This window comes from Hymenobacter psoromatis (genome assembly GCF_020012125.1).
Lineage (GTDB): Bacteria > Bacteroidota > Bacteroidia > Cytophagales > Hymenobacteraceae > Hymenobacter > Hymenobacter psoromatis.
On sequence record NZ_JAIFAG010000001.1, the window covers coordinates 4,480,307 to 4,500,693 of the forward strand.

17 protein-coding genes are annotated in these 20,387 nt (G+C 63.0%); 7 read left to right on the top strand and 10 right to left on the bottom strand.

Annotation, left to right across the window (positions count from 1 at the left end; translation table 11 throughout):
* Positions 1–23 precede the first annotated feature (23 nt).
* The 3 genes from LC531_RS19390 to LC531_RS19400 all read left to right on the top strand — a co-directional run bounded on the left by LC531_RS19390 (position 24) and on the right by LC531_RS19400 (position 2,104).
* Entirely contained in the window at positions 24–755 is a 732-nt protein-coding gene (locus LC531_RS19390; protein WP_223653217.1) for a hypothetical protein, read from the top strand.
* Between the two features lie 519 nt (positions 756–1,274).
* Positions 1,275–1,565, top strand: coding sequence for a hypothetical protein (locus LC531_RS19395; protein WP_223653218.1), 291 nt, complete (start codon positions 1,275–1,277; stop codon positions 1,563–1,565).
* Positions 1,566–1,786: 221 nt separating this feature from the next.
* Positions 1,787–2,104 (top strand): hypothetical protein, encoded by a 318-nt coding sequence (locus LC531_RS19400; RefSeq protein ID WP_223653219.1) that lies wholly within the window; start codon positions 1,787–1,789, stop codon positions 2,102–2,104.
* A 277-nt stretch (positions 2,105–2,381) separates the two neighbouring features.
* Here the strand turns inward: LC531_RS19400 and LC531_RS19405 are convergent, their stop codons facing one another.
* The 7 genes from LC531_RS19405 to pheS form a co-directional block, all read right to left on the bottom strand.
* Positions 2,382–4,412 (bottom strand): YfbK domain-containing protein, encoded by a 2,031-nt coding sequence (locus LC531_RS19405; protein WP_223653220.1) that lies wholly within the window; start codon positions 4,410–4,412, stop codon positions 2,382–2,384.
* A 218-nt stretch (positions 4,413–4,630) separates the two neighbouring features.
* Positions 4,631–4,999 carry a DoxX family protein gene (locus LC531_RS19410; protein ID WP_223653221.1) on the bottom strand — a complete coding sequence of 123 codons (369 nt, stop codon included), beginning with the start codon at positions 4,997–4,999 and terminating at the stop codon, positions 4,631–4,633.
* Position 5,000: 1 nt separating this feature from the next.
* Entirely contained in the window at positions 5,001–7,217 is a 2,217-nt protein-coding gene (locus tag LC531_RS19415) for a protein-disulfide reductase DsbD family protein (protein ID WP_223653222.1), read from the bottom strand.
* Positions 7,218–7,393: 176 nt separating this feature from the next.
* Positions 7,394–7,903, bottom strand: coding sequence for a cupin domain-containing protein (locus tag LC531_RS19420; RefSeq protein WP_223653223.1), 510 nt, complete (start codon positions 7,901–7,903; stop codon positions 7,394–7,396).
* A 71-nt stretch (positions 7,904–7,974) separates the two neighbouring features.
* Complete coding sequence (bshC, locus tag LC531_RS19425) at positions 7,975–9,534, bottom strand: bacillithiol biosynthesis cysteine-adding enzyme BshC (RefSeq protein WP_223653225.1); 1,560 nt, start codon at positions 9,532–9,534, stop codon at positions 7,975–7,977.
* Positions 9,535–9,665: 131 nt separating this feature from the next.
* The gene (gene rimO / locus LC531_RS19430) at positions 9,666–10,985 is read right to left on the bottom strand and encodes a 30S ribosomal protein S12 methylthiotransferase RimO (protein ID WP_223653227.1); all 1,320 of its coding nucleotides are present in this window, start codon (positions 10,983–10,985) and stop codon (positions 9,666–9,668) included.
* A 209-nt stretch (positions 10,986–11,194) separates the two neighbouring features.
* Positions 11,195–12,232, bottom strand: a complete 1,038-nt coding sequence (pheS, locus tag LC531_RS19435; RefSeq protein ID WP_223653229.1) for a phenylalanine--tRNA ligase subunit alpha — start codon at positions 12,230–12,232, stop codon at positions 11,195–11,197.
* 180 nt (positions 12,233–12,412) lie between these two features.
* Between pheS and LC531_RS19440 the strand changes: the two genes are divergently transcribed.
* Both LC531_RS19440 and LC531_RS19445 read left to right on the top strand, forming a co-directional pair.
* On the top strand, positions 12,413–12,823 hold the full coding sequence (locus LC531_RS19440; protein WP_223653232.1) for a hypothetical protein: 411 nt from the start codon (positions 12,413–12,415) through the stop codon (positions 12,821–12,823).
* Between the two features lie 130 nt (positions 12,824–12,953).
* Positions 12,954–13,301 (top strand): hypothetical protein, encoded by a 348-nt coding sequence (locus LC531_RS19445; RefSeq protein WP_223653234.1) that lies wholly within the window; start codon positions 12,954–12,956, stop codon positions 13,299–13,301.
* Positions 13,302–13,355: 54 nt separating this feature from the next.
* Here the strand turns inward: LC531_RS19445 and LC531_RS19450 are convergent, their stop codons facing one another.
* Together LC531_RS19450 and LC531_RS19455 are read right to left on the bottom strand one after the other, a co-directional pair.
* Positions 13,356–14,060 (bottom strand): beta propeller repeat protein, encoded by a 705-nt coding sequence (locus LC531_RS19450; protein ID WP_223653236.1) that lies wholly within the window; start codon positions 14,058–14,060, stop codon positions 13,356–13,358.
* A 111-nt stretch (positions 14,061–14,171) separates the two neighbouring features.
* Positions 14,172–15,410, bottom strand: coding sequence for a M16 family metallopeptidase (locus LC531_RS19455; protein WP_223653237.1), 1,239 nt, complete (start codon positions 15,408–15,410; stop codon positions 14,172–14,174).
* A 90-nt stretch (positions 15,411–15,500) separates the two neighbouring features.
* Here LC531_RS19455 and LC531_RS19460 point away from each other — a divergent pair, with 90 nt between their 5' ends.
* Positions 15,501–17,156 (top strand): FAD-binding dehydrogenase, encoded by a 1,656-nt coding sequence (locus tag LC531_RS19460; protein WP_223653238.1) that lies wholly within the window; start codon positions 15,501–15,503, stop codon positions 17,154–17,156.
* 4 nt (positions 17,157–17,160) lie between these two features.
* Here LC531_RS19460 and LC531_RS19465 read toward each other — a convergent pair whose 3' ends face one another.
* Positions 17,161–19,968 (bottom strand): TonB-dependent receptor plug domain-containing protein, encoded by a 2,808-nt coding sequence (locus tag LC531_RS19465; protein WP_223653240.1) that lies wholly within the window; start codon positions 19,966–19,968, stop codon positions 17,161–17,163.
* A 188-nt stretch (positions 19,969–20,156) separates the two neighbouring features.
* Between LC531_RS19465 and LC531_RS19470 the strand changes: the two genes are divergently transcribed.
* Positions 20,157–20,369 (top strand): hypothetical protein, encoded by a 213-nt coding sequence (locus tag LC531_RS19470; RefSeq protein ID WP_068339610.1) that lies wholly within the window; start codon positions 20,157–20,159, stop codon positions 20,367–20,369.
* The last annotated feature ends 18 nt before the right edge of the window (positions 20,370–20,387 follow it).

Consider the following 20,387-nt stretch of genomic DNA (forward strand, 5'->3'; position numbering starts at 1 on the left):
TAGCGAGTACGGCCGTCTCGGAAATGACCCTTTTGCGCCTGGCCGGGTGCCTGCGCTGGGCGGGGGCCACGCGGGCGGCGGCGGTGGCCCGCAGCCTGACCTTAAGCGGGGCCACGCGCACGGCTGAGGTCGTAAAAAATGCTACGTGGGCCAGCGCTGCTGAAGAAACCTTCGGTGTACAGGCTTCGCTGAAGCAATATGGTTCACTACCTTGGAAAGAAAGTGTTATCGCAACCAGAAACCGGTTTGGATTAGACTTCGCCGGGCAGGGCATTGCTAATTATTACGGTTCCAAGGAAGAAGACCGGTGGGCCAGAGTTTGGGACGCGGGTATTAGCGTGAACCTAGTAGAATCTGTATTAGCTGGCTTCAACGTCCGGCCCTTGGGTTTGGGCACAACCTCGGCAATGTTTCAGTTTAGCGTGAAAAGCGGCTTTCGAACGCCGCTTAACGGGAGTGTTTCCTGGCAGGCATTTGGCGTACAGACGGCGGCTGGCGTTGGGATGGGATACGCTGGGATAGGGGTAGGTAATTTATTGAGCAAGCGGCTAGCTTATAGACTGTACAACGGAGCGGCGTTACGCCTGGGCTACGATATGGCCTACCCGGTTTGGTTAGGAAGCGCTCACTTATTTCGCACGGTTATTCCCATCGGCTTAGGCGGCGCGACCACAATTGGTCAGAATAAAGCGGATGAGTTTTGGCCAGCTTCGCCTCAGTCAGTGTTACCAGTGCCCGGCTCTTCTAAACCATGATGAGCGTTGAATTATGGCATTTTGTGCGTGCGCACGGAGTTACGGCTGGTGAGGTAGCAGCAGCAATTTTAGGCGTCTTACTCCTTGCCTTGGAAGGCTGGCTCGTGCCCACAGTCTGGCGCAAACCAGCAGACCGTAGAACCTACGGCGATGTGCTGGGGCCAGTACTGGCTATCGCAATCGGCCTCTTTCTAGTAGTGGCTAGTTGGCGGTTGGTGCATAAGCGCTATCTGTTGCGCCCGGAAGCAGGACGCTATACCGTGGCTACGGTAGTTGAGCAGGATAGCTGGCGTGGGAATCCTCGTTTCACGTATGTATACTATGTAGCTGGTCAGCGCCACCAAACGGCCCAGGAATGTGGTACCATCGCTGGTCAAGACCTGCCTTGCCCCCCTCTGCACGCTCGCTTCTATGTGCATTTTGCCCCCGAATCTCCTACTGCCGTTGAAATGACACGGCGGTCTGTACCCGACTCGATACGCATCATTCCGCCCCTGGGCTGGGCTAAGCTGCCTTGAGTTGCGCCCCGAAACCTTTGCAACCCAAGTAGCCATCGGTGCGGTAGTCGGCTACGGGGGTGAGTTCGGGGGGCGGGTGTTTGGCCGTCACCTGGCTTACAGTCTCTACCGGGGGGTAGCCGAGCGGGCAGGCTACGATTTTGGGTATCCCGTTTGGCTGGGCAGCAAGTATGGGTTTCAGTACGGGCTGCCCACCGGCTTCGGAGCACTAGCCGGCTATGGTCAAGCCTGGGCCGATAAGCAGTGGCCCGGCCTGCCAGAGACGCCGCCGCCCGCTCTGCCCAAGCCCTAAGCCTACTCATTATGGACCACTTAACCTTTTGGCAATTTGTGCGGCAGCAGGGGGTAGAGACCCCTACTATTGTATTCGCCCTTCTAAGCCTTGGCGTGCTTGGTTGCAGCCTTTTTATCGCCTGTAAGATTTGGCGAGACTTTCGCCTGCGTAAGCCGCTGACCTATGGTGATGTTCTCTCACCTTTGATGGGCGTGTTTCTAAGCGCTGGGTTTTTTATAATGGCCTACTACACCCCCCATGATAAATACTTATTGCGTGAAGGCGCTTCTCATTATACGACAGCAAAGGTATTTAAGTATGGATACCAGCGGGGCTACCACGTTTTTGTGTACGAGTACTACGTGGCGGGTACCCGCTACCAAAGCTCTCGGGAGTGCGGTGTTAAAGAGTGGCAAGCCCTACCCTGCCCCGACCTGGGCACGCGCTACTACATCCGGTTTTCCTTAGAAGACCCGCAGGTCGAGCAGGTCACCAAGCAGATAGTCCCAGACTCGGTGCGCACGATTCCGCCCCTGGGCTGGGCCAAGCTGCCCTAACCGTGGCCGCCGGCCCCCGAAACTCTTCGCAGCGCAGGCGGCCATTGGCACGGGGGGCGGCTACGCGGGCAAATAAGGCTGCCAGCGCCGCGCCTATTAGTCAGGCAAACAGGAAGTTAGATTCCATAAATCTCATCACCAGTAGCAGTGTAACAAAGGGCCTATTGCCTACCATAATAGTCATATGGATGGCAATGACTTGCACCAAGCCCAGGGGGCGCAACAAAGACGGTTGCGACGTAGGTAGCGCGGACTCGCCGCGGCCGCGTGCCAACCCCTAGCGCACGCCCACGTCTTTGCTGGCCGGGGCGAGACCTTCGGCCAATTGGATGAGCCGCACCAGCTCGGCGCGGTAGCCTTCGGCATCGGGGCCGCGGCCGGCCTGGGCCAGCTGGTCGGCGCTGGCGTAGGTGGCGGTGCCGCGCTGCTCGCTCTGGCGCAGCAGCATTCCAAACTCGGCCACGGCGGCGGCAAACTGCTGGTCGGCCGAGGCCTGGGCGAGGGGTAGGGCTGCCCCGGCCAGGGGCTGGGCCAGCAGCCGGCTGGTGTTGCCCTGCGGCTCCTTGTAGCGCAGCTTCACGGTGAGTAGCTCGGTGGTGAGGCCGGCCGACTTGGCCAGCACATCCTGGCCGGGCTGGTAGGTAGCGGGCTGATATTTCAGCTTATCAATCAGCGGGTTGCTGGAATTGACGGGCACGATTTCGTAGAGGGCCGTCACGGTGTGGCTCGCGCCCAGCTCGCCGGCGTCTTTGCGGTCGTTGTTGAAATCTTCGTTGGCCAGCAGGCGGTTTTCGTAGCCAATGAGGCGGTAGCCGGCCACGCGGGCGGGGTTGAACTCGACTTGCAGCTTCACATCTTTGGCCACCGTGAAGAGCGTGCCGCCAAACTGCGCCACCAGCGTGCGGCGTGCCTCGTCGAGGTTGTCGAGGTAGGCGTAGTTGCCGTTGCCTTTGTCGGCCAGCAGCTCCATGCGGCTGTCGCGCAGGTTGCCGCGCCCCACGCCCAGCACGGTCAGAAATACGCCCGTTTCGCGCTGATTAACAATCAATTGCTCCATTGCCGCATCCGAGCTTTCGCCCACGTTAAAATCGCCGTCGCTCGCCAGAATCACGCGGTTGTTGCCTTCTTTCTTAAAATATTGCTGCGCAGTGGAATACGCCAGGCGCAGGCCCGCGCCGCCGGCCGTGGAGCCGCCCGCTTCGAGCCGGTCGATGGCTTCCAGAATGGTGTTTTGCTGCGAGCCGGGGGTAGGCGGCAGCACCAGGCCGGCCGCGCCGGCGTAGGCTACCAGCGCCACGTGGTCCTGGGGCCGCAGCTGGCGCACCAGTAGCCGCAAGCCGCTGCGGATGAGGGGTAGGCGGTCGTCGCCCATCATCGAGCCCGACACATCCACCAGAAACACCAGGTTGGCGGGGGGTAGGCTGGCCGTTTCCACCTTTTTGGCCTGAATACCGATGCGGGCCAGCTGGTGGCCGGCGGCCCAGGGGCAGTCACTCAGCTCGGCGCTGATGCGCACCGGGTCGGGGCTGCTGGCAGCGGGCGCGGGCAACGCGTAGTGAAAGTAATTGAGCATTTCCTCCACCCGCACGGCATCGCGCGGGGGCAGCTGGCCCTCATTCAGGAAGCGCCGCACGTTGGTGTAGCTGGCGTTGTCCACATCGAGCGAAAACGTGCTCAGCGGCTCTTTACTAACGGGATGAAAGGCGTTCTCCTGAATTTTGGCGTAGGTATCGCCCGCGCCGGCCTCGGCGCGGACGGGGTAAGCAGCGGGGGTAGGGGAGCCGTATGTATAAACTTTATTTTCAACTACTTCCTGCATTACCTTGTTACCCTCGCCATTCAGGCCAGATATATCGGGGGCGTTGACATCGCCCCGTACCATTTCAGGGCCTACTGGCTTACGCGGACGCATCTGGCGGCTGGGCCGGCCGGCCGAGTGCGCAACCACTACTTCACTCGGGCTTTTATGGTTGGCGCGCAGCACCACGTTCAGTGGCGCGGAGCCGGCGGGCACGCCCACTTCCTGAGTAGTAAAGCCCACGAAGCTGAACACTAGGCGCGCGCCTTGCGCCGGCAGGCCGGCCAGCACGTAGTAGCCGCTGGCATCGGTGCTGACGCCCGTGCGGGTGCCTTTAAGCAGTACTGTAACACCGGGTAGGCCCTGGCCTTTCGAGTCAGTGACGCGGCCGCTCAGGGTGCGGGTAGCCGCGCTAACGGGGGCAGCCGGCTGCGGCTTTTGCGCCCCAGCGGGCGGGCAAACGGCCAGCAGCCCAAGCGGCAGCAGCAACGCAGGAAGAAGCTTTTTCATGGCAACAGCGGGGTTTAAGTGAAAACTCAACCACCTGATGCCGAGGCATTGCTAATTGCACAAAGTGCCGGCTTGCTACCTGCATTTTTGCGCAAGCCTCATAGCGCAGTAGCCTATGAAATAAAGCGAATTCTTCTCTGCTATCACGCCGTTGGCAGTAGCGCGATTTACAAAAACCGCGCTACTGCTAACTTAGCCAAAACCTGGCGTAACGTCAGCTACCTCACCCGCCACACGGCCCACATCAGCAGTGGCTGCAATGGCAGCCGCGCCCACAGCACCCAGGCCGGAATGTGCAGCGCATCAGCCAGCCCCACCATGTACACATTGGCCGGAAACACGGCCACCAGCAGCGCCAGCAGGCCCCAGGCGGCCCAGCGCCGGGTGGCGGGCAGCAGCAGGCCCAGGCCGCCGGCCACCTCGGCCGCGCCACTCAGCAGCACCAGCAGCCGGGGCGCGGGCAGGGCCGGCGGCACAATGCGCAAGAAGGTTTCGGGCTGAATAAAGTGCAGCGCGCCCGCGCCCACGAACAGCAGCGCCAGCCCGAAGCGCAGCCAGCGGCGGCCGGGGGGGTAGGGGCCGGCCACGCTAGCGGCGGCCGGCCCGGTAGGCGGCCAGCCCGCCGTCCAGGAAGCGCACGAAGTTGTCGGGGTCGTAGTTTGCGCCCTGCGGGGTAGCGAGCACCTTTTCCGTGGTCGGGTCGAGCTGCACGTAGAAGGGCTGCGAGTTGGCGTTGTAGCGGCTGGCCTGAAAATCGCTCCACTCGTTGCCGATAGACTTGATTTTCTTGCCACTGAATTTCGACACCCGTTGCTCGGCTTCGGGCAGCGCGGTTTTGTCGTCCACGTAGAGCTGCACCAGCACGAAGTCGTTGCGCAGGCGTTGCAGCACGCGCGGGTCGGGCCACACGGTGGCCTCCATCTTGCGGCAGTTCACGCAGGCATTGCCGGTGAAGTCGATAAGAATTGGCTTGTTCACTTTCTGGGCGTAGGCGCGGGCCTCGGCATAATCAAAATACGCATCGAGCCCCAGCGGCGCGTGGAAAAGGTCGCCGTACCTGTGCTGCTCATGGGGCGCGGCGGCTGGCCCAGCTCCTACCCCCCCGCCCAGCGTGGGCGTGTAGAGGTCGAAGTCCTGCGTGTGCTGGGGGGGTAGGAAGCCCGCCACGGCTTGCAGCGGCGCGCCCCACAGGCCCGGCACCAGGTAGGTAGTGAAAGCCAGCACAATGATGGCCATAAATAGCCGGGGTAGCGATACGTACTCCACCGGGCTGTCGTGCGAAAACCGGATTTTGCCCAGCAAGTAGAAACCCAGCAGCGCGAAAATAATAATCCAGAGCGAGAGAAATACCTCGCGGTCGAACCACTGCCAGTGGTAAGCTAAATCCACGTTCGACAAAAATTTCAGCGCCAGCGCCAGCTCCAGAAAGCCCAGCACCACCTTCACCGAGTTCAGCCAGCCGCCCGACTTGGGCAGCGCCTTCAGCCCCGACGGAAACAGCGCAAACAGCGTGAATGGCAGCGCCAGCGCCAGCGAGAAGCCAAACATGCCCACCGCCGGCCCCAGCAGCTGCCCCGTGGCCGCGGCCTGCACCAGCAGCGTGCCGATGATGGGCCCGGTGCACGAAAATGACACCAGCGCCAGCGTGGCCGCCATGAAGAAGATGCCCACCAGGCCGCCCTTATCAGCCTGCGTATCGGTTTTATTAATCCACGAGCTGGGCAAGGTCAACTCAAACGCCCCCAAAAATGAGGCCGCGAATACCAGCAGCAAGGCAAAGAAAACCAGATTAAAGGCCCCGCTCGTGGCCAGGTCATTGAGCGCATCGGCCCCGAAAAGAACGGTTACCAGCAGCCCCAGCGCCACGTAGATAAAAATGATGCTCAGGCCGTAAAACGCCGCCCGGCCCACCGCCCCGGCCCGCGAGTGGTTGCCTTTCGTGAAGTAGCTGACCGTGAATGGCAACAGCGGGAAAATGCACGGCATAAGTAGCGCCGCCAGCCCGCCTAGGAAGCCCGCCAGAAAAATCGCCCACATCGATTGGCTATTCGCCGGGGCGGCCACCGCCGCCGCCGTAGCTTTCGGCACCGCGGGTGCGGCGGCCGTAGCAGAATCAGCGACAACGGGCGCGAGCATCGGCGCGGGGCCGGCTTCGGGCCGGAAAACCGCCGTATCGGCCGGGGCCGGAGGGGTAGGAGCCGGCTTTGTTGGCGCGGCGGCGCGGGTTTTGGTGGCTGCTACCGCCGTTGCTGCTGCGGGCGCGGCCTTGGCCGGCGTGGGGGGGGTAGGGGCCGCTTTGGCGGCCGGTGCGGCCGCGCCCTTTGCGTCAATGCTGAAATCCAGGTCGTCGGGCGGCAGGCACTTCTCGTCGTTGCACACCATGAACGTCACGGTGCCCTTCACGGTAGTTTGCGGGGCTTTGAGGCGAATTTTCTGACTAAATACCGCCCGCTTGGGGAAGTAGGCGATGGTCATATTGAAGGCTTTCTCAAACGCCTTCACCGGCACGGGGCTCTCCGCCACCTTGCCCACCAGCTCGTAGTCGGGCGAAGGCGTGAATGCGAAGCTCGTCGCTACCGGCCCGCCATCCTCGATAAACTGTGAGTAGATGTGCCAGTTACCCGCGATGGTGGCCGTGGCGGTGAGGGTAGCCTCGCCCGCCGCGCCCGGCTTGGCCGCGAAGGTCCAGGTCACGGGCCGCTCAATTTGGGCCGCCGCGGGGGTAGCCAGGCTGAGTAGCAAACCCAGCAAAGGCCAAAATAACAACCAGTTACGGCCAGGTAGGCCGCCGAAAATACTTCTCATACGCACGAAAAAAGGACGAACCGCCAGAAAGCGGTGCCACCAGCCACAAAGTTGCGACGGCTCAGTGATAAGAGCCACGAATTGGCTCCTACCCCCACGTCCGCTCACCAAACAGGCGGGGCCGAACGTTTGATTAGACGCCCGGCTCCGCTCGTCCTTACGCCCAGGCCTCTGGCTTAGCGGCCGAAGTCGTCCTGCACCCGCACGATATCGTCCTCGTCCGAAGGCTGGCCGGCATCAGTATGCTGCCAGATTTCGGCGATGACGCCCCAGCCGTTGAGGCCCACCAAGCGGTGGCGCTCGCCTTGCTGAAGAATGATGCGCTCCCCTGGCTGGTACGATTTCACCTCCGTCTGCTCGTCGGTATCGCTAATGGCCACGCCCACCGGGCCTTCCACTACCTGCCAGATTTCGGCGCGCCGGTGGTGGTACTGCCAGCTCAGGCGCTGGTGCGGCGCTACCAGCAATATCTTGGGGCTCAGCTGCCCCGAAATGCGCAGCTTATCTACTTCTAAGCCATTGAAATAAATATCGGCAAACTGCTGGGCCTGGCTTTCATCGAGCACAAAAAAGCCGCCCCAGGGCCGGCTGGGGTCCTGGCGCTCCACGCGCAGGCCCTGCTCGCGCAGGCCCTGGCCGATGCGCTGAAAAAGCTGTTCCTTCTGGGGGTTGTCGGGGGTAGGCATGGGTAAAAAGGGGAAATGAGGACGGCCGCAAAGCTACTCGCAGACAGCAAGCGAATCAATCTTCCCGCGTCCTACCCCTCGGTCAGCACCGCAAATTCCAGCTTCAGCGGCTTGAATGCCGCCACCAGCTGCCCGATAAAGTCCGGGTTATTCAGCCAGATGCTCAGCACATTATCGGTGCGCTCCTGCAAGCCACCGTCGGGGAAGAGCTTGTCTTTGAGGGTAGTAAGCTGATTATAAGCAGTTTCGTGCTTCGCCTCGGCAGCTTTGCTCAGGCGCTTTTCGAGGCTGGCGAGGCTGCCGGCTGCTTTTTGCGCCTCGGCGGCCACGGTCTTCACCAGCGTGGGGTCGAGGCGCTGCGCCAGCGTCTGCACTTGCTCAAAAGCTGCCGCCAGCGCCTGCTGCTGCGCCGCCAGGCTCACCTCTTCCTGCCCCAGCTGCGCGCCCACCTGCTTTTTCAGCTCGGCCAGCGGCTTGAAAATATCGAGGGCCGTGAGGCCCAATTTAGCCAGCTTGCCCGCGTTGGCGCGGCTCAGGTACAGGGCCGAGTTGCGGGGCAGCACGAGGGGGTAGGGCACGCCCAGCGCCGCAAACACGTCCTTCAGCTGAAACCAATACGCCACCTCCGCCCCGCCGCCGATGTAGGCCACATTGGGCAGCAAAATCTCTTGGTACACGGGCCGCAGCACCACGTTGGGACTAAAGCGCGCGGGCTCGGCTTCGGCCAGGGCCAGCAGGCCGGCCAGGGCCTGGGCACCGGGTTCCAGGCGCTCGCGCTGGCCCTCATCGGTGATGAAAAACAGGTTGAGCGGCCGCGAATACACCTGCGGCTTGTAGCCGGCGGCCACCAGGCGGGCATCGGTGGCCTGCACGGCCTGGTTGGAAAACTGCTCCGTCAATTCCTTCACCAGCAGCGGCTTGAGGGCCTGCTTGAGCGCCGGCCGGTCGGCATCGAGGCACACCAAGCCGTACTCTCCAAAGAGGCTGGTAGCCAGCCGACGGGTTGCCTCGCTCAGGTTCCGGCTGCTGGCATACGCCTCGCGGAAGGCGGCCGGCACCTCGGCCGGCAGCTGACTTAGCAGCTCTTCCTCAAGCCCTTGCAAGCCCAGGCGGCCCACCGGCCCGCCCAGGCCAGCCGCGCCGCCGGGGCCGGCCCAGCTGTAGGTTTTTCCAAAGAGCGGAAAGCTGTTGATTTCGGCAAAATCGTGGTCCTCCGTCGCCAGCCAGTACACTGGCACGAAGTCGTACTGGGGGTAGGCAGCTTTCAGCTCCTGGCTCAGCTTGATGGCCGTAACCAGCTTATACACAAAGTACAGCGGCCCGGTGAGCAGGTTGAGCTGGTGCCCCGTGGTGATGGTAAATGTGGTGTCGCGGGCCAGCAAATCGAGGTTGGCGGCCACGGCGGGCGGTATTTCACCGCCCAGCTCGGCGTACTGGGCGCGCAGGTCGGCCACTAAACGTTGGCGCATTTCGGGGGGGTAGGCGGCCTGCTTTTCGGCAATCTGGGCCGGAAAAGCCGCCAGCTCGGGCCGGCGACCATAGAAGGAAGCCAGGGCCGGCGCGCCGGCGATATAATCGGTAAGCAGGCTGGAAAACGCGCCGGTGGCGGCGTAAGAAATTGTCTGAACCACGGATTCGGCAGATTTTTCGGATTGGTCGGATTTCGTAGGCGGCGCGTTGCTGCCCGGTCCTTTCGCTCGGCAAAGGTCGGCAGTAAACAAAAAAGGCAGCCGCTCAGCTGCCTTTTGTTTGCATCAGTAGTTTAAACCCCGATGACCTCGCCGTACAAATCGAAGTCCGAAGCTCCCGTGATGTGCACATTGGCGAAGCTGCCCTGCGGAATATGCAAGTCGTTGGTAGCCAGCACCAGCACCTCATTATCCACTTCCGGCGAGTCAAACTCGGTGCGGCCCACGTAGTAGCCGCCTTCGAGCCGGTCGAAGAGCACCTTATACGTCTGGCCCACGCGCGACTCATTGTAATCCAGCGATAGCTGCTGCTGAATTTCCATAATGCGGTCGGCGCGCTCCTGCTTTACTTCGGCCGGCACATCGTCCACGAGGGTGTGCGAGTGCGTGTTTTCCTCGTGCGAGTAGGTGAAGATGCCCAGGCGCTCAAACTTCGCTTCCTGCACAAATTCGCACAGCTCCTCAAAATCGGCTTCCGTCTCGCCGGGGTGGCCCGCAATGAGTGTGGTGCGCAACGCAATGCCCGGCACACGGTCGCGAATTTCGCGCACCAGCTCTTTAGTGCGGCGGCCCGTGATGCCCCGGCGCATGGTTTTCAGCATGTTATCCGAAATATGCTGCAACGGCATATCCAGGTAGCGGCACACGTTGTCGCGCTCGCGCATCACGTCCAGCGCCGCCAGCGGAAATTGCGAGGGGTAGGCGTATTGCAGGCGCAGCCACTCCACGCCGGCCACGTCGCTGAGGCGCTCCAGCAGCTCGGGCAGCTTGCGCTCGCCGTAGGCTTGCAGACCGTAGTAAGTGAGGTCCTGGGCAATGAGAATCAGCTCCTTAGTACCCATACTCACGAGGCGTTTGGCCTCGGTTACGAGGTCCTGCATGGGCCGGTCCACGTGCTTGCCGCGCATCAGCGGAATGGCGCAGAACGAGCACGGCCGGTTGCAGCCTTCCGCTATTTTAAAGTAGGCGTAGTGCTTGGGGGTCGTGAGCAGGCGCTCGCCCACCAGCTCCTTTTTGTAGTCGGCTTCCAGCACTTTCAGCATCTGGGGCAGCTCCAGGGTACCAAAAAACGCATCGACCTGCGGAATTTCGACTTCCAGCTCGTCTTTGTAGCGCTGGGAGAGGCAGCCCGTTACGTAAAGCTTCTCCAGCTTGCCATTCTCCTTTTCCTCTGCATAGCGCAGAATGGTATCAATACTCTCCTGCTTGGCATTGTCAATAAAGCCGCAGGTGTTGATAATCACAATGTTGGCATCCGACTTCTTGGCCTCGTGCGTCACCAGAAAGTCGTTGGCCTGGAGCTGGCCCATCAGCACCTCGCTATCAACAAGATTCTTGGAACAGCCCAGCGTTATAACGTTGACTTTGTTTTGTTTAAGGGTTCTAACTTTCATGGGAGGTAAAGTGGAACGTCATGCTGAACGCAGGGAAGCATCTCGCTCGCATTGTTGGGTCGGTAGTTCACCGATGCGAGCAAGATGCTTCCCTGCGTTCAGCATGACGTTTTATTAATTATTTTCAGCGTAATGAGCTTAAAGCGAAGCAGAAGCCGGGTAACATGGCGGCGCTGCTTACAGTTTCGCCGGGGGTAGCGCCCTACCCCCTACAGCGCCTCGAACTGGCGCAAGAAGCGCACATCGTTCTCGGTAAACAGGCGCAGGTCCTTTACCTGGTACTTAAGCATGGTGATGCGCTCGATGCCCATGCCCCAGGCGTAGCCCGAGTACTTTTCTGAGTCGATGCCGCAGTTTTCGAGCACGGCGGGGTCTACCATGCCGCTGCCGCCGATTTCGACCCAGCCAGTGCCTTTGCAGATGTTGCAGCCCGCGCCCTTGCAAATGAGGCAGGTGATATCAATCTCGGCGCTGGGCTCGGTGAAGGGGAAGTAGCTGGGCCGGAACCGGATGTTAATATCCTCGCCAAATAGCTCACGCACAAAGTAGTAGATAGTCTGCTTGAGGTCAGCGAAGCTCACGTTTTCGTCAATATACAAGCCCTCTACCTGGTGAAAGAGCATGTGCGCCCGCGCCGAAATGGCCTCGTTGCGATACACCCGGCCGGGCATAACGCGGCGGATGGGCAGCGGCTCGTTTTCCATCACCCGCACCTGCACGGTGCTGGTGTGGGTGCGCAGCAGGTTGGGCTGGTCGCCAGCTGCCACGGCGGGCACAAAAAACGTGTCCTGCATGTCGCGCGCCGGGTGGTTTTCGGGGAAGTTGAGGGCCGTGAAGTTGTGCCAGTCGTCCTCAATCTCAGGCCCTTCGGCCACCGCGAAGCCGATGCGGCTGAAGATGCGCAGCATTTGCTCGCGCACCAGGCTCAGCGGGTGGCGCGTGCCCAGCACGTGCGGCACGGGGGGTAGGGTGTAGTCAAAGGCAGCGTCGGCGGGCTGGTTGGCGCTCGCTTCTTCCAGGGCTTGCTGGGCCTCGTCGAAGCGGGCCTGGGCCTGCTGCTTGAGACCGTTAAGCTGCTGGCCAAGGGCGCGGCGGTCCTCGGCGGGCACGGTTTTGAGTTGGTCGAAGAGGTCGGCCAGGCGGCCCTTGCGGCCGAGGTAGAGGAGGCGAAACTGGTCGAGGGCGGCGGCGCTGCTAACGGCGGCGGCGGCCACCTCGGCGGCCAGGCCCGAAATAGATTCCTGCATAATACCCACAAAGGTACGGCGGCCCTCACCTGGATATAGGCTGGCACGCGGCGTACTAAAACCCGGCACGCCGCAGTTAGCCAGCATATTTATTTCCCATTGTTCCTCTCAAAAAGTTGGCATTGCCTTTGCAAAAGCCTTTTCAACCTTAGAATTCTCTCACTCCTTTTCCTCTTTCTCATGGTGCGCCGCTTTCTCCTCCCGCTGTTGGCCCTGGCCTTCTTCGCTACCGAAGCCGCTTCGGCCCAAACCCTACCCCCCGCTCAGGCGTCCGCGAAGCCTCAGGCCCGCCGCACCCTCACGGCCCGCGAAAAGCGCGCTGCCGCCGCCCTTGCCAAAGCGGAAGCTACCGCCGCCGCTACTACCATTCCAGCCCCGGATGCCGTGGCCAGCGCCGGTTGGAGCGGCTGGAGCAACGACCCGCTGCCCCAGGCCACGGACATCGGCAACGGCCAGCATCGCCCGGTTACCAACGTGTCGGTGGCACCAGGCATGCCCCTCAACCAAGTGGGCCACGGCGTGAGCACCGACTACAACGGCCGCCCCCTGTACCGCACCACAGCCAGCACTACGCTGGCCCCCGGCCGCTAACCTTCGCTTTTCTCACTCTTTTTCTGCCTGCGTTGCCGCGGCCCCGGAAGCCAGCCTTTCGGGGCCGCTTTGCGTAAAGTACCCAGCCGCCCGCGAGGCGATGATTTTCTCCTGGCTTTCTTACTCGCTAATGACTATTTTCCGCACTTTCGGCCTGCCCGCCGCCGGCCTGCTGCTGGCCCTGGCCGCCGCCGCCCAAACGCCCACTACCCACCTGCCAACCCACCGCGTGAAGCGGATGCCCACCACCGCGCCGCGCACGGTACCCAGCACCTCGCCCGCCGCCCGCGCCGCCGACCCGCTACGGGGCACCAACCCCAACGGCCGGGGCAACAACGTGTACGCCGCCCCCGGCGAGCCAGTCAACGTGACGGACAACGGCAAAAACACCCCGCCCTACGATGGCCCCGCCGCTGGCCACGCCGCCAAAGCCGCCGCGGCGGCCAAGGCTGATAAATCAACGACTATTCCCCGCTAACAGTAGCCGGCCCGCCACTACCGCAGCCGTAGCCGCATCGCCCAGGTGATGCGGCTACGGCTGCGGCTTTTTGGAGACGTACAGAACACCATTATGTTCTCCGCAAAAAGCGAAGTTCTCGCGCGTGCCGCACAGAGCCGCCGAGGCCGATACGTAAAGCCGCGATTGCTTATCAAAATACAGGCTCTTGATTTGGTGGTCGTGCGGCAGCGTGAGGCGGCGGCCGGTCTGGTCTTTGATGCCGGTAGTTTCGAGATAAGCGGTGCTGGAGCCGGGGCTGACCGGCGTCTGGCGCACAGTGATGCTGTATTCGGTGCCGGCCGGATTTTTTAATCGGTTCAGGGGTACTAAAATGTCGAAGGCGAGATGGTTGTGGTTGGGTTGCCAAGTAGCGCCCCGGTCGAAGCTGACAGAGCTGCCGTTGGTGGCGAAGGCGATAGCAGTTGAATCGCCAGTGTTGTTCAGGCCAGCCGTTAGCGCTAGCAGCGAGTCGCCGCCTTGGGCAAACCCGACTATGCCCAAATTATCTTTGTAACTACCCGGCTGCCAGGTTTTGCCCCGGTCAGTGGTGCGGTAGATATTGGCACCTGTCGTGATAATCAGCGTGCCGTCTATATCCCCAATCGCGGCCTGGATGGCCCGGTCGTCGGGCGCGCGCAGGGCGTACCAGTCGGGGTAGTCGGGTGCCACGGGCTCATCAGCGCCGTGGTGGCAGGCCACCAGTAAAAGGAGGGGTAGGGCGGCAAGCAGGAAGCGCATCGGACAGCGAATGAAGGGTAGATGTGCAAATATGTAACAAACAAATAAAAAACTACCAGAGAACGTCCTGCTGACATAGGAAGCAGGACGTTCTCTGGTAGTCTTTACCCCTTACCCCTGTGCCTGATAGTACAGCGTGCTACAATTCTCCGGGCGCAATACCAGCTCGGCGGCGGCGCGCAGGTCGGCGGGCGTCACGGCTTGCAGCTGGGCGGGCTCCTCGTTCACGAGGTTGGCGTTGCCCAGCAGCTTGCCGATGGCCAGGGCCAGCGCCCGGTTCAGCAACTCGATTTCGCCGAAAACCAAGCCCGCTTCGGCCTGGTTTTTTACTTTTTGCAGCTCGTCGGCGGGCACCTCGGCGCGCAGCAGCTCGGCCACGACGGCTTCCACGGCGTGGTCGGCTTCTTCGAGGGCCACGCCGGCATTGAGCTTGCCGCTGACTACGAACAGGCCGGGGTCGAGGGCACCCGTTACCGACGACGAGATGTTATTAAACAGTTGAAGGTCCTTCACTAAGCGCTGGTGCAGGCGGCTCGATTTGCCCCGGCCCAGCAGGTCGCCGAGCAGGTCCAGGGCGTGGTAGCGCGGGTCGAGGCGGGCGGGCATGTGGTAGGCTTTATAGAGAGCACTCAGCGGCACCGGGGCGGTGGCGGTAGCGTGGCGGGCTTCGGTTTGCACCGGCTCCTGGGGCAGCTCGCGCGGCGGGCGCACCCCGCCCGGAATGGGCCCAAACCACTTTTCGGCCAGCCGCCGCACTTCGGCCAGCGAGGCGGCCCCGGCTACTACCAGAATGGCGTTCTGAGGCGCGTAGTGCTGCCGGAAAAACGCCCGCACGTCGACCATCTCTGCTTCCTCAATGTGCCGGATTTCCTTGCCAATGGTGTTCCACTGATACGGGTGGGTAGTGTAGGCCAGGGGCTTAAGCTTCAGCCACACGTCACCGTAGGGCTGGTTGAGGTAGTTCTGCTTGAACTCCTCCACGACCACCTTGCGCTGCACGTCGAGGCCGTTTTCGGAGAAGGCCAGGTCCAGCATCCGGTCGCTTTCGAGCCAGAAGCCGGTTTCGAGGTTGGTGGCCGGCAGCGAGAGGTAGTAATTAGTGATGTCCTGCGAGGTGAAGGCGTTGTTTTCGCCACCCACTTTTTGCAACGGCTCGTCGTAGCTGGGCACGTTTACCGAGCCGCTAAACATGAGGTGCTCAAACAAGTGCGCGAAGCCCGTCTGGTCGGGGCTTTCATCGCGCGAGCCCACATCATACAGGATGTTGAGCACGGCCAGGGGGGTAGTAAAATCTTCGTGCACCAGGCAGCGCAGGCCGTTGGGCAGGGTAAATTCCTGAAAGTGAATCATAGCTTGAGTGGGGAGAATAAAAGGCTGGTAAGCAGACAAATTTAGCGCGCCCGCCGCCAAAAGTAGTGTGCGTGCCGACTATCTTGCCCCATGCTTACTCCCACCACCGACATCCTCATCATCGGGGCCGGGCTGGCCGGCCTGGTGGCCGCCGCCGAAGCCACCGCCGCCGGCAAGCGCGTAGTAGTGCTCGACCAGGAGCCCGCCCAGAACTTGGGCGGCCAGGCCTTTTGGTCGTTCGGGGGCATTTTTTTGGTGAATTCGCCCGAGCAGCGGCGGCTGGGCATCCATGATGGCTTCGACCTGGCTTGGGCCGACTGGCAGGCTACGGCCGGCTTCGACCGGCCCGAGGATGCCTGGCCCCGCCGCTGGGCCGAGGCCTACGTGCAGTGGGCGGCCGGCGAAAAGCGCGCCTGGCTGCGCGCGCGCGGCGTGCGGTTTTTTCCGGTGGTGGGCTGGGCCGAGCGGGGCGGGGCCGGGGCCAGCGCGCCCGGCAACTCGGTGCCGCGCTTCCACGTGACGTGGGGCACCGGGCCGGGGGTAGTAGCCCCCTTCATTGCCCAGGCCCGCGCCGCCGAGGCCAAGGGGTTGCTCGAATTTCGCTTTCGCCACCGCGTGAGCGAGCTGGTGCGCACCAACGGGGCCGTGACGGGCGTGCGCGGCGAGGTGCTGGTGCCCAGCGACGTGCCGCGCGGCGCGCCCAGCAGCCGCGAAAAAACCGGCGACTTTGCGCTAAGCGCCGGGGCCGTTATCGTCACGGCCGGCGGCATTGGGGGCAACCACGAGCTGGTGCGCCGCCACTGGCCCGCCCGCCTGGGCGCGGCCCCCAAAAACATGATTTCGGGCGTGCCGGCGCACGTCGATGGCCGGATGCTGGGCATTACCGAGCAGGCGGGGGGTAGGCTCATCAACCAGGACCGCATGTGGCACTACACCGAGGGTATCCAGAACTGGGACCCCATCTGGCCCATGCACGGCATTCGCATTTTGCCGGGGCCGTCGTCGCTGTGGCTCGATGCGCGCGGGCGGCGGCTGCCCGACCCGCTGTGGCCGGGCTTCGACACGCTGGGCACGCTGGCCCACCTGCGCACCACGGGCCACGACTACTCGTGGTTTGTGCTCACCCAGAAGATTATCGAGAAGGAATTTGCCCTCTCCGGCTCCGAGCAAAACCCCGACCTCACGGGCAAAAGCATCTGGCAAACGCTGGGCCGGGTGCGGGGCGGTGGCACCCCGCCGCTGCGGGCGTTTATGGAAAAAGGCGAAGACTTCGTGGTGAAAAACAACCTGCCCGACCTGGTGGCGGGCATGAACGCCCTCACCCCCGAGCCGCTGCTGGACCTGGCCACCATCCGGGCCGAAATCGAAAACCGCGACCGCCAGCTCACCAACCCCTTTGGCAAAGACGCGCAGCTCACGGCCGTGCGCGGCGCCCGCAAGTACCTCGGCGACCGCCTCATCCGCACGGCCAAGCCCCACCGCCTGCTCGACCCCGCGCAGGGGCCGCTCATCGCGGTGCGCCTGCACCTCATCACCCGCAAAAGCCTCGGCGGCCTGCTCACCAACTTGCAGGGCCAGGTGCTCGATGCTGCCGGCCAGCCCATTGCCGGCCTCTACGCGGCGGGCGAGGTGGCGGGCTTCGGCGGGGGCGGCATGCACGGCTACCGGGCGCTGGAGGGCACGTTTTTGGGTGGCTGCCTCTTCTCGGGCCGGGCGGCGGGTAGGGCGGCGGGGGACGCAAGCTAGGCGGCTACAGGGTAGCCCGCACGCCCAGTAGCCAGGTGCGGGGTAGGGGCACGGCCCCGTAGTCCTGGCCAGCCAGGCCACTGTTGCTGCCGCCACTGCTCACGTTAGGGTCATAGCCGCGGTAGCTGGTTAGCACCAACAGATTCTGCGCGCCCACCCAAAAGCTAAGGTCCTGGGTGGCCGTTTGGCGCAGACGGTAGGCCACGGTGAGTGAGGATAGGCGCACATGGCTACCGTTCTCAAGCAGGCGGTTAGAAATAGTCTCCTGCTGCCCGAAGGAGGTGTTGACATCGCTGCCGGGCGCGGGCACGGTGGTATTCTGGTTGGTGGGCGTCCAGTAGTTTCGCGCCGTGACGACATTGTTGCTGTAGCCGCTGGGCACGTCCAGAAAGGCTAGCTGGTGGTTGAGCACCTGGTAGCCAAACTGGCCATCAAGCTGCATATCGAGGGCCAGCCGGCCGAGCCGCAGCTGCTGGCTGAGGCCCGCCAGCTGGCCCGGAATGCCGCTGCCCAGGTACTGCCGGTCGGCAGTATCGAACCGGCCGTTGCCATTCGCATCGCGGAAGCGGAGCGTGCCATTGGCCGCCAGCCCGTCCTGCTGGTAGCCGTTCACGGCCGCCACCGGGTGGTTGTTATAAGCTGGGTCGGTCCGCACCGCGTACTCGTCGCCTTGCAGGCGGTTGCGGTTGAGACTGGCCACTAGCCGGGTAGTGCCTCGCACGCGGCCTACGTGCCAGGTAGTGCTTCCGGTTAGCTCCAGTCCCTGGTTACGAATGGTGCCTTCATCAAAAAACGAGCTATACCCGTCGCCGGAATTTGAATACACGGCCACTACCGTGTTCAGCAGCACGTGGTGGCTCTGACGCTGGTAGGCCACGAGCTGCCCGCTGAAGCGGCCGCCGGGTGCACCCATGCGCAGGCCCACTTCGAGCTGGTCGGTGCGCAGGGCAGCTTGTTGCCGGTCAGAGCGAGGGGCGAATGGGTTGGTGCTGGAGGGGGTCAGCGACACCGGCCCGAAAGTGCCAAACCCAAAGCCGAGTACACCGGTGCGGGCGGCCCCTAGCCACAGCGTGGGGGCCAGCCGGCCCGCTGCTAGTCGCGGCTGCCAGCTCAGCTGTGCCGCCGGATAAAACTCGGTGTTAGCATCCTGCCTGAAATGGGCATAGCTCAGGCTGACTTCCGCGCGCAAGGTGCTGTCGAGGGCGTAGTGTACGCGGCCCCAGGGCTGGTGCAGCCGGAATTTATTCCCGTACTGCAAGTAGCCGGAGTTGACGCCAACGGCAGGAAACCCGACCGGAACCCCGGCAGTGTAGTAGTAGGTGTACTGGTATGATTTTCTGGCAGCGTAGTCCCTGGCCTGGTACTGGTAGTCGACTTCGACTCCCACCTGATGCCGCCCCAGCTGGCGCTGGTAGTGCAGGGCCAGCCGGCCCGACCACTGGCTGGCCTGCACCGACTGATGCCCATAATGGGGGTCGGCCCGCACCGCAGGGCTATAGGGAAAATCCGGCTGCATGTAGCTGTCGGCATCGAGGAGGGTGCGCTGAAAGTTGGCGCTGGCCTGCACCGTCAGGTGCGGAGCCAACTGGTAGTCGGCGGCTAGCTGGCCCAGCAGGCGGCGCGTATTTGGCGTGCGATACACGTTATCGCTGAGCGCTACGGGATTGGTAAAGCCGAGGCCGTTGGGGTTGCCCTGGTACGGCTCGTCGTAGCTGTAGCCGCCCTGCGGGGTGTAAACGCCGGCTGTAGGCGGGGCCAGCAGCGCCGCGCGCGTAGTTCCCGCCAGGCCGGTAGCGTAGGGTAGGCGCTGGGTAGTTTGGCCCAGCGTAGCGGTGGCGCGCAGGGTCAGGCGCTCGCCCAGCTGGCGGTCAAGGGCCAGGCGCAGGCCGTAGCGCTGCAAGTCTGACCCGTGCCCCACGCCGCTCTGCCGGCGGTAGTCAGTGCTCAGCAGAAAAGCCGTGCGGCCGGCGCGGCCTTCCAGGCTGAGCTGGTGCTGCTGCAAGCCCGCCACGCGGTACGTTTCGGCCTGCCAGTCGGTCCCGGCTCCCAGCTGCGTGCTTGGGTAAGGTAGGGGAAGCGCCCCGCCACGGTTGCTGTAAGCTGCGTTGGCGATGCTGGCATAGGCGCTGGCATCCAGCAAGTCGTAGCGGTGGCGCACCTGCTGCACCCCGCCGTAGGCCGAGTAGCGCACGCGCAGCGGCTGGCCCGCCGCCGCCGCCCGGCGCCGCGTGCGGATGCTGATGACTCCATTGGCCCCCAGCGCCCCGTAGCGTGCCACGGCCGCCGGCCCGGCCAGCACTTCTATGCTCTCAATGCTTTCGGGGGGTAGCAGCTGCAAGGGGTTGGCCCCCGCTTCGGCGTGCTGCTCCGCGATAGTAGTTGTGCCGATAGTACCCGAGGGTGTCAGGGGCGGCGAAGTGCCCAGCGGCTGGTCGGGCGTCAGCTCGTCGTTGAGAGCAGGCAGACCATTGATAATATATAGGGGCTGGCTGGTATCCTGCGCCCGACTGGCCCCCCTGATGCGCACCACCTGGCCGCTGCCGGGGCTACCATCATAGGGCGTCACCTGCACGCCGGCCACCGTGCGCAGCTGGTCCTGGATGGTAAGAAACGGCCGGATGGGCTGTTCCTGCCCTTGCAGCCGAAACGTGCCGCCCGGTGTGGGAGCCGCCGCCAGCGAATCGGGTAATGTGCCCCGAAATGCAGGGCGTAGCGTATCGGCCGGCGCGGGGTGGGGGAGCGCCGCTGTGGCTTGGGCAGCGGCGGGCAGCGTGGCTGATAGTAGGATAAAAGAAAGGTAGTAATTCGTCATACCGTGAATAATAGATAAAAGCGGTTAAAGATACTGCGCGTGCCACTTTTGCCGGAGCCAACCGAATGCATTGCCCACCCCAGCCGTGGGGCCACCGCTTCACGAATATCACACCAAAACTTCATGTAACTACTTAAAAACGTGCTCCGTATAAGCCCAACATTTCCCACCTTTCAACCCCTACGACCATGTCGAAGAAAGCAGCAGACAGCCACAAGAAGGCCGCCGAACACCACACCGAAGCCGCCAAGCACCACACCGAGGCTGCCAAGCACCACGAAGCCGGCAGCCATGAGAAGGCCGCCCATCACGCGCATACCGCCGCCGCCCATAAGGACCACGCCACGGAGCACGCTACTACTGCCCGCAAGGCTCACGCCGAGGAGCACGGCAAGAAGTAGGCCCACCAGCCACTAGTT

What these genes read in the sequence shown, in the direction of transcription:
- LC531_RS19470 (WP_068339610.1), top strand. Translation starts at nt 20,157, where the DNA reads ATGTCGAAGAAAGCAGCAGACAGCCACAAGAAGGCCGCCGAACACCAC.
- pheS (WP_223653229.1), bottom strand. Translation starts at nt 12,232, where the DNA reads ATGCAGGAATCTATTTCGGGCCTGGCCGCCGAGGTGGCCGCCGCCGCC.
- LC531_RS19420 (WP_223653223.1), bottom strand. Translation starts at nt 7,903, where the DNA reads ATGCCTACCCCCGACAACCCCCAGAAGGAACAGCTTTTTCAGCGCATC.
- LC531_RS19390 (WP_223653217.1), top strand. Translation starts at nt 24, where the DNA reads ATGACCCTTTTGCGCCTGGCCGGGTGCCTGCGCTGGGCGGGGGCCACG.
- LC531_RS19400 (WP_223653219.1), top strand. Translation starts at nt 1,787, where the DNA reads ATGGCCTACTACACCCCCCATGATAAATACTTATTGCGTGAAGGCGCT.
- LC531_RS19465 (WP_223653240.1), bottom strand. Translation starts at nt 19,968, where the DNA reads ATGACGAATTACTACCTTTCTTTTATCCTACTATCAGCCACGCTGCCC.
- LC531_RS19450 (WP_223653236.1), bottom strand. Translation starts at nt 14,060, where the DNA reads ATGCGCTTCCTGCTTGCCGCCCTACCCCTCCTTTTACTGGTGGCCTGC.
- rimO (WP_223653227.1), bottom strand. Translation starts at nt 10,985, where the DNA reads ATGAAAGTTAGAACCCTTAAACAAAACAAAGTCAACGTTATAACGCTG.
- LC531_RS19445 (WP_223653234.1), top strand. Translation starts at nt 12,954, where the DNA reads ATGACTATTTTCCGCACTTTCGGCCTGCCCGCCGCCGGCCTGCTGCTG.
- LC531_RS19415 (WP_223653222.1), bottom strand. Translation starts at nt 7,217, where the DNA reads ATGAGAAGTATTTTCGGCGGCCTACCTGGCCGTAACTGGTTGTTATTT.
- LC531_RS19405 (WP_223653220.1), bottom strand. Translation starts at nt 4,412, where the DNA reads ATGAAAAAGCTTCTTCCTGCGTTGCTGCTGCCGCTTGGGCTGCTGGCC.
- LC531_RS19460 (WP_223653238.1), top strand. Translation starts at nt 15,501, where the DNA reads ATGCTTACTCCCACCACCGACATCCTCATCATCGGGGCCGGGCTGGCC.
- LC531_RS19440 (WP_223653232.1), top strand. Translation starts at nt 12,413, where the DNA reads ATGGTGCGCCGCTTTCTCCTCCCGCTGTTGGCCCTGGCCTTCTTCGCT.
- LC531_RS19455 (WP_223653237.1), bottom strand. Translation starts at nt 15,410, where the DNA reads ATGATTCACTTTCAGGAATTTACCCTGCCCAACGGCCTGCGCTGCCTG.